This is a genomic window from Kitasatospora sp. NPDC005856, assembly GCF_040629945.1.
Taxonomy (GTDB): domain Bacteria; phylum Actinomycetota; class Actinomycetes; order Streptomycetales; family Streptomycetaceae; genus Kitasatospora.
On the sequence record NZ_JBEXWT010000094.1, the window covers coordinates 22,445 to 34,440 of the forward strand.

General features: G+C 72.9%; 13 protein-coding genes. 7 read left to right on the forward strand and 6 right to left on the reverse strand.

Annotated elements, in window-relative coordinates:
* The first annotated feature begins 37 nt into the window (after window positions 1-37).
* The 5 genes from ABZ449_RS35240 to ABZ449_RS35260 all read left to right on the forward strand — a co-directional run bounded on the left by ABZ449_RS35240 (window position 38) and on the right by ABZ449_RS35260 (window position 4,619).
* Window positions 38-1,540 (forward strand): TldD/PmbA family protein, encoded by a 1,503-nt coding sequence (locus ABZ449_RS35240; protein ID WP_360354277.1) that lies wholly within the window; start codon window positions 38-40, stop codon window positions 1,538-1,540.
* Complete coding sequence (locus ABZ449_RS35245; RefSeq protein WP_360354255.1) at window positions 1,540-2,955, forward strand: metallopeptidase TldD-related protein; 1,416 nt, start codon at window positions 1,540-1,542, stop codon at window positions 2,953-2,955. Before ABZ449_RS35240 ends, ABZ449_RS35245 begins: the two co-directional genes overlap by 1 nt.
* 31 nt (window positions 2,956-2,986) lie before the next feature.
* Entirely contained in the window at window positions 2,987-3,535 is a 549-nt protein-coding gene (locus ABZ449_RS35250) for an RNA 2'-phosphotransferase (RefSeq protein WP_360354279.1), read from the forward strand.
* Window positions 3,536-3,721: 186 nt separating this feature from the next.
* The gene (locus ABZ449_RS35255) at window positions 3,722-4,114 is read left to right on the forward strand and encodes a DUF3099 domain-containing protein (RefSeq protein WP_360354257.1); all 393 of its coding nucleotides are present in this window, start codon (window positions 3,722-3,724) and stop codon (window positions 4,112-4,114) included.
* 265 nt (window positions 4,115-4,379) lie between these two features.
* Complete coding sequence (locus ABZ449_RS35260; protein WP_360354259.1) at window positions 4,380-4,619, forward strand: hypothetical protein; 240 nt, start codon at window positions 4,380-4,382, stop codon at window positions 4,617-4,619.
* A gap of 118 nt (window positions 4,620-4,737) precedes the next feature.
* Here ABZ449_RS35260 and moaA read toward each other — a convergent pair whose 3' ends face one another.
* The 4 genes from moaA to ABZ449_RS35280 form a co-directional block, all read right to left on the reverse strand.
* Window positions 4,738-5,727, reverse strand: a complete 990-nt coding sequence (moaA, locus tag ABZ449_RS35265) for a GTP 3',8-cyclase MoaA (RefSeq protein ID WP_360354260.1) — start codon at window positions 5,725-5,727, stop codon at window positions 4,738-4,740.
* Between the two features lie 76 nt (window positions 5,728-5,803).
* Window positions 5,804-7,411: a cation acetate symporter gene (locus ABZ449_RS35270; RefSeq protein WP_360354262.1), complete on the reverse strand. Its 1,608-nt coding sequence runs from the start codon at window positions 7,409-7,411 to the stop codon at window positions 5,804-5,806.
* A complete protein-coding gene (locus ABZ449_RS35275; RefSeq protein ID WP_360354264.1) occupies window positions 7,408-7,764 on the reverse strand; it encodes a DUF485 domain-containing protein in 357 nt (118 codons plus the stop codon). Before ABZ449_RS35275 ends, ABZ449_RS35270 begins: the two co-directional genes overlap by 4 nt.
* Window positions 7,765-8,065: 301 nt before the next feature.
* The gene (locus ABZ449_RS35280) at window positions 8,066-9,109 is read right to left on the reverse strand and encodes a zinc-dependent alcohol dehydrogenase family protein (protein WP_360354266.1); all 1,044 of its coding nucleotides are present in this window, start codon (window positions 9,107-9,109) and stop codon (window positions 8,066-8,068) included.
* Between the two features lie 125 nt (window positions 9,110-9,234).
* Here ABZ449_RS35280 and ABZ449_RS35285 point away from each other — a divergent pair, with 125 nt between their 5' ends.
* Window positions 9,235-10,230 (forward strand): DEDDh family exonuclease, encoded by a 996-nt coding sequence (locus tag ABZ449_RS35285; protein ID WP_360354268.1) that lies wholly within the window; start codon window positions 9,235-9,237, stop codon window positions 10,228-10,230.
* Between the two features lie 31 nt (window positions 10,231-10,261).
* A complete protein-coding gene (locus ABZ449_RS35290) occupies window positions 10,262-11,083 on the forward strand; it encodes an SURF1 family protein (protein WP_360354270.1) in 822 nt (273 codons plus the stop codon).
* Here ABZ449_RS35290 and trxA read toward each other — a convergent pair.
* Both trxA and ABZ449_RS35300 read right to left on the reverse strand, forming a co-directional pair.
* The gene (gene trxA / locus ABZ449_RS35295) at window positions 11,080-11,412 is read right to left on the reverse strand and encodes a thioredoxin (RefSeq protein WP_360354272.1); all 333 of its coding nucleotides are present in this window, start codon (window positions 11,410-11,412) and stop codon (window positions 11,080-11,082) included. The two genes, ABZ449_RS35290 and trxA, sit on opposite strands and share 4 nt — an antisense overlap.
* 3 nt (window positions 11,413-11,415) lie before the next feature.
* A complete protein-coding gene (locus ABZ449_RS35300; protein ID WP_360354281.1) occupies window positions 11,416-11,823 on the reverse strand; it encodes a MerR family transcriptional regulator in 408 nt (135 codons plus the stop codon).
* Window positions 11,824-11,996 lie beyond the last annotated feature (173 nt).

Genomic DNA, 11,996 nt, shown 5'->3' on the forward strand with positions numbered 1-11,996 from the left:
TCGCTCCGGCGCCCCGCACGGGCGCGCCGTCGACCCGCTGTTCCTCGCCCTGCCGCTGCGGCCGCTCGCCGACGCCGCGCTCGCCCGGGCCCGCGAACTGGGCGCGAGCCACGCCGACTTCCGCCTGGAGCGGATCCGCAGCGCCTCCTGGCGGCTGCGCGACGCGCGTCCGGCCGGCACCTCCGACAGCGTGCAGCTCGGTTTCGCCGTCCGGGTGCTGCTGGACGGCGCCTGGGGCTTCGCCGCCGGGGTCGACCTCACCCCCGACGCGGCGGCCCGGGTCGCCGAGCAGGCCGTCGCCGTGGCCCGGCTCTCCGGCGGGATCAGCCGGGCGGCCGGCTCCACCGGGCGGGTCGAGCTGGCCGACGAGCCGGTCTACCGGGACGTCACCTGGGTCTCGTCGTACGAGGTCAACCCCTTCGAGGTGCCGGACGCCGAGAAGACCGCGCTGCTCGCCGAGCGCAGCTCCCGGCTGCTGGCCGCCGAGGGCGTCTCGCACGTCCACGCGGCCCTGCGGACCGTCCAGGAGAACAAGTTCTACGCGGACACCGCCGGAACCGTCACCACCCAGCAGCGGATCCGGGTGCACTCCGACCTGGAGGCCACCTCGGTCGACGAGCGCACCGGCGCCTTCGACTCGATGCAGACCCTGGCCCCGCCGGTCGGCCGCGGCTACGAGTACCTCACGGGCACCGGCTGGGACTGGGACGCCGAGCTCGCCGAACTGCCCGTCCTGCTGGCCGAGAAGATGCGGGCCCCGAGCGTCGAGGCGGGCCGCTACGACCTGGTCATCGACCCGACGAACCTCTGGCTGACCATCCACGAGTCGGTCGGCCACGCCACCGAGCTGGACCGCGCGCTCGGCTACGAGGCCGCCTACGCCGGCACCTCCTTCGCCACCTTCGACCAGCTCGGCTCGCTCAGGTACGGCTCCGAGCTGATGCACGTCACCGGTGACCGCACCGCCGAGCACGGGCTGTCCACCATCGGCTACGACGACGAGGGCGTGGCCACCCAGTCCTGGGACCTGGTCAGGGACGGCGTCCTGGTCGGCTACCAACTCGACCGCGGCATCGCCAGGTCGACGGGCTTCGAGCGCTCCAACGGCTGCGCCTTCGCCGACTCCCCCGCACACGTCCCGGTGCAGCGGATGGCCAACGTCTCACTGCGGCCGGCCGTCGACGGCCCGGACACCGAGGGCCTGTTCGCCCAGGTGGAGAACGGCCTGTACATCGTCGGCGACCGTTCGTGGTCGATCGACCAGCAGAGGTACAACTTCCAGTTCACCGGGCAGCGCGCCTACGCCATCAGGAACGGCGAACTCGCGGGCCAGGTCAAGGACTTCGCCTACCAGGCCACCACCACCGACTTCTGGGGCTCGATGGCGGCGGTCGGCGGCCCGCAGACCTACCGCCTCGGCGGCGCCTTCAACTGCGGCAAGGCGCAGCCCGGTCAGATCGCGGCGGTCAGTCACGGCTGCCCCTCGGCGCTGTTCCGCAACGTCAACGTGCTCAACACCCAGCAGGAGGCGGGTCACTGATGACCGCGATGCAGCCCCACGAACTCGTCGAGCTGGCGCTCGGCTTCTCCCGCGCCGACGGCTGCGTGGTGATCGCCGACGAGGAGTCCACCGCCAATCTGCGCTGGGCCGCCCCCGGGAACACCCCGGGGGGCGCGCTGACCACCAACGGCGTCACCCGCGGCCGCCGCCTCACCGTGATCTCCACCGTGGCCGGCGCCCAGGGCACCGCCTCCGGCGTGGTCTCCCGCGAGGCCGTCACCGCGCAGGAGGTGGAGGGCCTGGTGCGGGCCGCCGAGGAGGCCGCCCGCGCGGCCGGACCGGCCGAGGACGCCCAGCCGCTGATCGCCGACCAGCCGTCCTCGCCGGACTTCACCGAGCCGCCCGCGGTGACCTCCGTCGAGGTGTTCGACGCCTTCGGCCCGGCCCTCGGCGAGGCCTTCGCCCGCGCCGCCGCCCAGGGCCAGCTCCTGTACGGCTTCGCCCGGCACGAGATGACCTCCAGCTACCTGGGCAGCTCCACCGGCCTGCGGCTGCGCCACGACCAGCCCACCGGCATGGTCGAGATCAACGCCAAGACCGCCGACCTCTCCGGCTCCGCCTGGGTGGGCGCCTCCACCCGGGACTTCACCGACGTCGACGTCGACGCCCTGCACACCGAGCTGACCAGGCGGCTCGGCTGGGGCGCCCGCAAGGTGGAGCTGCCGGCCGGCCGGTACGAGGCGCTGCTGCCGCCCTCGGCCGTCGCCGACCTGCTGATCGTCCTCAACTGGTCCTCCGGCGGCCGGGACGCCCAGGAGGGCCGGACGGTCTTCTCCAAGCCCGGCGGGGGCACCCGGATCGGCGACAAGCTCAGCGGCCTGCCGCTGACGCTGCGCTCCGACCCGCGCGAGCCCGGCCTGGAGGCCGCGCCGTTCGTGCTCGCCCACTCCAGCGGCGGGGACTACTCGGTCTTCGACAACGGCCAGCCGATCGCCGCCACCGAGTGGATCCGCGACGGCGTGCTGAACGACCTGATCACCACCCGCCACGCGGCGGCCCTCACCGGCCTGCCGCTGCGCCCGGCGATCGACAACCTCGTGCTGGAGACGGCCGACCAGGAGTCGGCGCCGACCCTGGACGAGATGATCGCCCGCACCGAGCGCGGCCTGCTGCTCACCTGCCTCTGGTACATCCGCGAGGTGGACCCGGCGACGCTGCTGCTCACCGGACTCACCCGGGACGGCGTCTACCTGGTGGAGAACGGCGAGGTCGTCGGCGAGGTCAACAACTTCCGGTTCAACGAGTCCCCGGTGGACGTGCTGAACCGGATCACCGAGGTGGGCCGCACCGAACGCTGCCTGCCGCGCGAGTGGAGCGACAACGTCACCCGCACCGCTATGCCACCCGTGCGTGTCACGGACTTCAACATGAGTTCGGTCAGCCGGGCCTCTTAGCCACTGACCGACGGGGGATACGAGAGACATGATGGACGAGAAGCGCCTGGTCAGGACGAGCAAGATGCTGTCACGCATCCTGCGGCACGAGCCCGGGCTGGTGGGGATCACGCTGGACGGGGCCGGCTGGGTCCGGGTCGACGAGCTGCTCGACGCGCTCGCCGCCCGGGGCAGGCCGCTGACGCGGTCCGAGCTGGACCACGTCGTGGCGACCAACAACAAGCGCCGTTTCGGCTACTCGGCGGACGGTCTCTCGATCCGCGCCAACCAGGGCCACACGCTGGCGGTCGACCTCGGCCTGGCCGCCAGCGTGCCGCCGCCCGTGCTCTACCACGGCACCGCCGACCGGCACCTGGCGGCGATCTTCCGCGAGGGCCTGCGCCCGATGGCCCGCCAGGACGTCCACCTCTCGGCGGACACCGAGACGGCGACGAGGGTCGGCGCCCGGCACGGCCGTCCGGTGGTGCTGACCGTGAACGCGGCGGCGATGACGGCGGCCGGCCACGAGTTCCGGCTCAGCGAGAACGGGGTCTGGCTCACCGGCTCCGTCCCGCCGCAGTACCTCTCCCGGCGCTCGTAGCCGGCCGGGCCGCGCCCCGCGCCGGTGCCCGCGACCGAAGGGCCTGTCCGCTCCGCCGGACAGGCCCTTCGGTTACCCGACCGGGTGGGTCCGGCCCACCCGGTCTCGTCGCCGCACGTCCCCGGGCGTACCGTGAGGAGGCCGCGCGGCCAGGCGCGCGGGTGCGTGACGAGGGCGGTAGGACACATGGGCAAGAGCGAGGACGGCGGGCAGGTCTTCCGGATCACGGGGGCGCGCAGCAGCCTCACCGAGGACGTCCGGGGGCGCCAGCGCCGCTACGTCATCTCGATGCTGCTCCGCACGGTCTGCGTGCTGCTCGCCGTGGTGCTCTGGGACGTCCAGCGGGTGCTGGCGTTCGCCGCCCTCGTGGGCGCCGTGCTGCTGCCGTACTTCGCGGTGCTGATAGCCAACGCGGGCCGGGAGCGGGCACCGGGGCTGCCGAGCACCTTCGACATCCCGCTCGACACCCCGCTGATGCTCGGCCCCGGTGGCAGGGGTGGGGCGGGTGGGGCGGGTGCGAACACCGGTGCGGGAGAGGCGAAGGCCGTTCCCACCGATCCTTCACAGGACGTGGACTGACCGTCCGTTTCACGCCGGTTCACCCTCGTTCGGCTCAACGAAAGCTCAAAAGAAGCTCAGATTAATCATGCAAGACCTCCCCATTCGAGGGTGGTGGCGTGACATACTGCGTACGCGCTCCGCATCCCCCGTCGGAGCGACGGACCGACGCCGGGCGGCTCCCCCCGTGGCTGCCCGGCGTCGCCATGCCCGGATCCGGGCGGCCCGAGCGGCCGTGACAGACTGGCGGTGCAGACGTCACCCGCCAATCGTTGAGGACGGCCCGATGGACACCCCGCAGACGCCGATCTGCTCCGCCAAGGGCTGCCGGGCGGACGCCGGCTGGGTACTGGTGTGGAACAACCCCAAGCTGCACGCCCCGGACCGCCGCAAGACCTGGCTCGCCTGCGACGAGCACCGCGAGCACCTCTCCCAGTTCCTCGGGGTGCGCGGCTTCCTCAAGGAGGTCGTCGCCTTCGCCGACTGGACCCCCGAGGCCACCGAGGGCGCCGGGAACCCGGCCTAGCGACCTGACCGGACCCCCGCGGGCCTGGCCGGACCCCCGCGGGCCTGGCCGGACCCCCGCGGGCGCCTGGCCGGACCCCGGGCCCGCCGGTTGGGCCTCCAGGGAGGCCGGTCCGGCGCTAGCCGCCGATCGCGGACATCGGCCGCTCGGGCTGGAGGAACTCCGGATCGTCGATCCCCGCCCCGGCCTTCTTGCCCCACATCGCCGCCCGCCACAGCGCGGCCAGTTCGGCGTCGTCCGCGCCCGAGCGCAGCGCCGTGCGCAGGTCGGTCTCGCCGGTCGCGAACAGGCAGTTGCGCACCTGGCCGTCGGCGGTCAGCCGGGTGCGGTCGCAGGCCCGGCAGAACGGGCGGGTGACCGAGGCGATCACGCCCACCCGGCCCGGGCCGCCGTCCACCTGCCAGCGCTCGGCGGGTGCCGCGCCCCGGCGCGCGGACGGCTCCGGGGTGAGCGTGAAGCGGGCCCGCAGCAGGTCCAGGATCTCGGTCGCGGTGACCATCGAGGTACGGTCCCAGCCGTGCTGGGCGTCCAGCGGCATCTGCTCGATGAAGCGCAGCTCGTAGCCGCGCTCCAGGCACCAGCTCAGCAGGTCGGCCGCCTCCTGGTCGTTGACCCCGCGCATCAGCACCGCGTTGAGCTTCACCGGCGCCAGCCCGGCGGCCTCCGCCGCGGCCAGCCCGTCCAGCACGTCCTGGTGGCGGTGCCGGCGGGTGAGGGTGTGGAACACCTCGGGGTCGAGGGTGTCCAGCGAGACGTTGACCCGGTCGAGGCCGGCCTCGCGCAGCGCCGTCGCGGTGCGGGCCAGCCCGATGCCGTTGGTGGTCAGCGAGAGCTCCGGGCGCGGTTCCAGCTCCGAACAGGCGGCGACGACGGCGACCAGCCCGGGGCGCAGCAGCGGCTCGCCGCCGGTGAAGCGGACCTCCCGCACGCCCAGGTCCCGCACGGCGAGGGCGACCAGCCGGACGATCTCCTCGTCGGTGAGCAGGTCCGGCTTGGCGAGCCACTGCAGGCCCTCCTCCGGCATGCAGTAGGTGCAGCGCAGGTTGCACCGGTCCGTGAGCGAGACCCGCAGGTCGACGGCCTGTCGTCCGAAGGTGTCGAGCAGCACGTGCGTCCTTCCCCGAGATGCGGCCGGCCCGGCCACCGTCACGGCGGGCCGGGCCAGCATAGTCACCGCGGGACGGTCAGTGGGCGCCCAGCCCGGTCAGCGAGCGGACCTCCAGTTCAGCGTACTTCGCCGGGTCGGCACGTTCCCGGGACAGCAGCGTGCCGAGCCAGCCGGCCAGGAATCCGACCGGGATGGAGATCAGGCCGGGGTTCTCCAGCGGGAACCAGTGGAAGTCCGAGTGCGGGAAGAGCGAGGTCTTCGCACCGGAGACCACCGGGGAGAAGACCACCAGCGTCACCGAGGTGATCAGTCCGGCGTAGACCGAGCTGACCGCTCCGACGGTGGTGAAGCGCTTCCAGAACAGTGAGTAGAGCAGGGTGGGCAGGTTGGCCGAGGCGGCGACCGCGAAGGCCAGGGCCACCAGGGCGGCGGTGTTGAGCTTGTCCGCGAAGAGGCTGAGCACGATCGCCACCGCCCCGATCGCGACCGCGGCCCACTTCGCCGACAGCACCTCCTCCTTCTCGCTCGCCCTCCCGCGCCGGATCACGTTGGCGTAGAGGTCGTGCGCGAAGGAGGCCGAGGAGGCCAGCGTGAGCCCGGCGACCACGGCAAGGATGGTGGCGAAGGCGACCGCCGAGATCACCGCGAGCAGGATCGCGCCGCCGGTGGTCCCGGCGCCTCCGCCGAGCGCCTCGGCCAGCTGCGGCGCCGCGGTGTTGCCCGCCGCGTTCGCCGCCTTGATCGCCTTGGAGCCGACCAGCGCGGCCGCGCCGAAGCCGAGCGCCAGGGTCATCAGGTAGAAGACGCCGATGATGCCGATCGCCCAGAGCACCGACTTCCGGGCCGCCTTGGCGGTGGGCACGGTGTAGAAGCGGACCAGGATGTGCGGCAGGCCGGCGGTGCCGAGCACCAGCGCGATGCCCAGGCTGATGAAGTCGAGCTTGGCGGTGCCGCTGCCGTACTTCTGCCCCGGTTGGAGGAAGGCCTCGCCCTTGCCGCTCGCGCTCGCCGCCGCACCGAGCAGCTCGGAGGGGTTGAAGTGGTACTTGGCCAGCACCATGACGGTCATCAGCGCGGCGCCGGCGATCAACAGCACCGCCTTGACGATCTGCACCCAGGTGGTGCCCTTCATCCCTCCGATCACCACGTAGACGATCATCAGCGCGCCGACCCCGACGATGGTCCAGCGCTTGGCCGCGTTCCCCTCGGCACCGAGCAGCAGCGCGACCAGGGTGCCGGCGCCGACCATCTGGGCCAGCAGGTAGAAGATCGACACCACGATGGTGGAGACGCCCGCCGCGGTGCGCACCGGGCGCTGGCGCATCCGGAACGCGAGCACGTCCGCCATCGTGAAGCGACCGGAGTTGCGCAGCGGTTCGGCGATCAGCAGCAGCGCGACCAGCCAGGCGACCAGGAAGCCGATCGAGTAGAGGAAGCCGTCGTAGCCGCTGAGCGCGATGGTCCCGGCGATGCCGAGGAAGGAGGCGGCGGACATGTAGTCGCCGGAGATGGCCAGGCCGTTCTGGAAGCCGGTGAAGCCGCGGCCGCCGGCGTAGAAGTCGGAGGCGCTCCTGGTCTGCCGTCCGGCCCAGACGGTGATGCCGAGGGTGGCCAGGACGAAGACGCCGAACAGGGCCATCGTCAGGCCGCGGTGCTCGGTGGCGGAGCTGGCGAGGAGAGTCATTCGGCGGACTCCCGGGGGGCGTGGACGACGGCGCCGTGCGCCCCGCGGATCGCCGCGGCGGACGGGTCGATCCGCCGGTCCGCGTAGCGGGCGTACCAGGCGGCGATCGCGAAGGTGGTCGCGAACTGCAGCAGCCCGAGCACCAGGGCCACGTTGACGTGCCCGAGGACCTTGGTGCGCATCAGTCCCGGGGCGTAGCAGGAGAGCAGCACGTAGAGCAGGTACCAGAGCACGAAACCGATGGTGACCGGGAAGGCGAAGCTCCGGAACGAGCGCCGCAGGCTTCGGAACTCCTCGCTGTCGTCGATGAGTTGAGCCTCCGTGACGGCGGTGCTGAGCGGCGGCGAATCCACGCTGTCTCCTCACTCCTTCGGCGTATTTGTCGCACTGGCGGAACGATCGGACGTGAGGGGCGTCACACGTCTGGCGCCGCGCAATGCTAGGAGCGTCCTGCCCGCCCCGAAAGGGGTTGACCGCGATCAGTCGACCGTTCACCCCCTCGCACCATCCGATTGGCCGAAAAACAGCCCATCCCAGCGACACGCCGCACCGAACCCGGCCCCGGACGCCGTCCCCGACCTCCGCCGGGAACGGCACCGGCCCGTGCCGCACCCCGAACGGGGCGGCACGGGCCGGTGCCGGAAGGCCGACGCCTCAGAACGCGATGCGCACCTTGAGGGCCGAGCGGTCGTCCATCGCGCGGTAGCCGTCCGGAACTCCGTCCAGGCCGACGGTGCGGTCGAAGACCAGGCCCGGCTCGATGGCGCCCGAGAGCACGTCCGGAAGCAGCTCGGGGATGTACGCGCGGGCCGGGGCCACGCCACCGTTCAACGAAACGTTCCGACCGAACATCTGGCCGATGTCGACGCCCGCGCTGCCGCCGTGCGGCACCCCGACGTAGCCCACCGCGCCGCCGTCCCGGGTGATCGAGACGGCCGTCCGCATCGACTCCTCGGTGCCGACCGCCTCCAGCACCGCGTGCGCCCCCTGACCGCCGGTCAGCTCCTTCACCGCCTCGACCGCGGCCTCGCCGCGCTCCGCCACCACGTCCGTCGCGCCGAAGCGACGGGCCAGCTCGGTGCGGGCCTCGTGCCGGCCCAGCGCGATGATCCGGCCCGCGCCCAGCCGGTGCGCCGCCAGGACGCCGCACAGGCCCACCGCACCGTCGCCGACCACCGCGACCGTCGCCCCCGGCCGCACCCGCGCGGAGACCGCCGCGTGGTGCCCGGTCGACATCACGTCGGACAGTGCCAGCAGCCCGGGCAGCAGCTTCTCGTCGCCCGCCGCCTCCTTGGGCAGCTTCACCAGCGTCCCGTCCGCGAACGGCACCCGCACCGCCTCGCCCTGGCCGCCGTCCGAACCGACCTGCCCCCAGAACCCGCCGTGCGGACAGGAGGTCTGCAGCCCTTCGAGACAGAAGTCACACGTCCCGTCCGACCAGACGAACGGCGCCACCACCAGGTCGCCCTTGGCGAAGCCGCGCACCTCGGCGCCGGCCTCCTCGACCACGCCCAGGAACTCGTGCCCGATCCGCTGCCCGGCCACCCGCTGCGCCACCCCGCGGTAGGCCCACAGGTCGCTGCCGCAGATGCAGGCGTTCACCACCCGGAGCACCACGTCCGTCGGGTGCTGGATCACCGGGTCCGGGACCTCTTCGATCCGGATGTCGTTGGGGCCGTGAATCACGGTGGCACGCATGCGCTGTTCCTTAGCTGAAACGATCTCGACCAGATGTACGACACCCCCGCCGACCACTCTATTCCGGCCGGTCGGTCGGAACATTCCGGCCGGAGACCCCGCCCCGCCCCTTATCCTGTTGCACCATGCACCCGATCCAGCCCGAGACCCACGGAGCGCCGCGGACCGCACCGGTCCCCGCGCAGCGCTCCGCCGCCCCCACCGGGGGCTTCGCGGTCGTCGACGTCGAGACCACCGGTCTCGGCCGCTCGGACCGCGTCATCTCGGCGGGCGTCTACCAGCTCGACCCGGACGGCGACGTCGTCGACCACTGGTACACCCTGGTCAACCCCGAACGGGACCCGGGACCGGTCTGGATCCACGGCCTGACCGCCGAACTGCTCGCCACCGCCCCGACCTTCCCGCAGATCGCCGACGAGTTCGCCGCCCGTCTGCGCGGACGCGTCCTGGTCGCGCACAACGCGCTCTTCGACTGGAACATGATCTCCCGCGAGTTCTCCCGGGCCGGCCTGCACGCCCCGGTCCAGCAGCGGCTGTGCACCATGGTCCTCTCCCGCGACCTGCGCCTGCCGCTGCCCAACGGCAAGCTGTCCTCGCTCGCCGCCCACTTCGGCGTCCGGCAGCGCCACGCCCACAACGCCCTGGACGACGCCCGGGTGCTCGCCGAGGCCTTCCGGCCCAGCCTGCACCTCGCCCGCGACGGCGGCGTGCCGCTGCCGCTCCAGAACTGCGTCGCGGTCACCGACCTCGGCGAGGAGGAGCCGGCCTCCCCGGCCCGCAGCACCTGGACCGGCTCCACCTACCGCCAGGCCAAGAAGCGCCCGCCCTGCCCGTACCCCAACCCGGGGCGTTGGGAGGACGGCAGGCCGCTGGTCCAGGGCATGCGGGTGGCCATCACCGGCGACACCGCCACCGACCGCGAGGTCCTGGAGGACCGCGCGGTCGAGGCCGGCCTGCACATCGCCACCTCTGTGAGCCGCCTCACCAGCCTGCTGGTCACCAACGAGCCGGACAGCTGGAGCGGCAAGGCCCGCAGGGCCCGCGAGGTCGGCACCCCCGTCGTCGGCGAGGACGCCTTCCTCCAGTTGCTGCGCGAGGTCGCCCCGCACCCCGGTGCGTGAGCCGCTTGTGAGGTCGGCGTACGGTTCCCATGTGTACCGTTTTCTGCTGACCCGACAGTGGCTGATCACCATGCTGGTCGCGCTGCTGCTGATCCCCGCGACGATCAAGCTGGGCTTCTGGCAGCTGCACCGCCACGAGGCACGGGTCGCCCGGAACGAGCTGATCGGCCAGGCCCTCACGGCCGCGCCGGTCCCGTACGACACCCTGTCGCCGACCCCCGGCTTCGCGGTCCCCAAGGACCTCACCTGGCGCGCGACGACCGCCACCGGACAGTACGACCCGGCACACGAGTTCGTGGTCCGCAAGCGGACCGACTCCAGCGGCACCATCGGCTACTTCGTGGTGACCCCGTTCCTGCTCGCCGACGGCAAGGGCACCGTCCTGGTCAACCGCGGCTGGGTCGCCTCCGGCGTCGGCGCCACCGAGTACCCCCCCGTCCCGGCCGCCCCCACCGGCGAGGTCTCCCTCACCGGCCGCCTGCGCGCCGAGGAGACCTACGGCGCCAGCGGCATCAAGGACCGCGCCGGCCTGCCCGACCGCCAGTTCAACCTGATCAACACCGACGAGCAGGCCAGGCGGACCGGCGCCCCGCTCCTCGGCGGCTACCTCGAACTCACCGGCACCACCCCGGCCCCGGCCGACCAGCCCCAGCTGATCCCCGAGCCCAACCACTCCGACATCGGCCCGCACATGGCCTACGCCATCCAGTGGTGGCTGTTCACCGCGATGATCCCGGTCGGCGTCTGGGTCCTCGCCCGCCGCGAGGCCAAGGAGCGCGCCAAGCAGGCCGCCGAGGCCGAGGTCCCGCTCGACGCCGTCCCCGCCGGGAGCGTGTCCCAGAGCGTGTCCTAGAGCACGTCGTCCAGCTCGCGCAGCAACCGCGCCTTCGCCCGCGCGCCCACCACCGACCGCACCGGCTGCCCGTCCCGGAACACCATCAGCGTCGGCATCGACAGCACCGCGTACGCCGCCTGCGTCCGTGGGTTGTGGTCCACGTCCAGGCTCACCACCCGCAGCCGGTGCGCCTCCTCCCGCGCGATGTCCGCCAGCACCGGCGCCATCATCCGGCACGGCGGGCACCAGTCCGCCGTGAAGTCCACCAGCACCGGCCCCTCGGCCCCCAGCACCTCCGCGGCGAACGTGTCGTCCGTCACCGCGGGCACACCCGTGATCTCCACCACCGTCTACTCCTTCACCAGTTCGCAAAGAGGCGGTTCCTCGACGGCGGCCAGCTCGTCCCGGGCCCGCACGGCCCGATCGAACTGCTCCGCCACCTGCGCCCGCACGTCCTGGAGCCGGGCGATGCACGCGTCCAGCTCCCCCAGCTTCCGCCGGTACACCTCCAGGGAGGCCGGGCACGAGTCCCCCTCCGGGTGCCCCGCCCGCAGGCACTCCACGAACGGCCTGGTCTCCTCCAGCCCGAACCCGAAGTCCTGCAGCATCCGGATCTCCCGCAGCAGCCGCAGGTCCGCCTCGTCGTACGCCCGGTACCCGTTGCCCGCCCGCCGGGCCGGCAACAGTCCCAACTGCTCGTAGTACCGCAACGCCCGCGTGGTCGTCCCCGCCCGCTCCGCCAACTCCCCGATCCGCACGCCGAACCACTCCTCCCGCACTTCCGGCAACGACCGTAAACCTTCCCCCTGGCGTCAACGCCAGCCCCGGTCCGGGGGGGGGGGGGGGCCCCCCCGGGGGGGGGGGGCCCCCCCCCCCCCACACCCCCCCGCCCCCCGCGCCGCCGCGCGGGCCCCGGGGAGGGGGGGGAAAT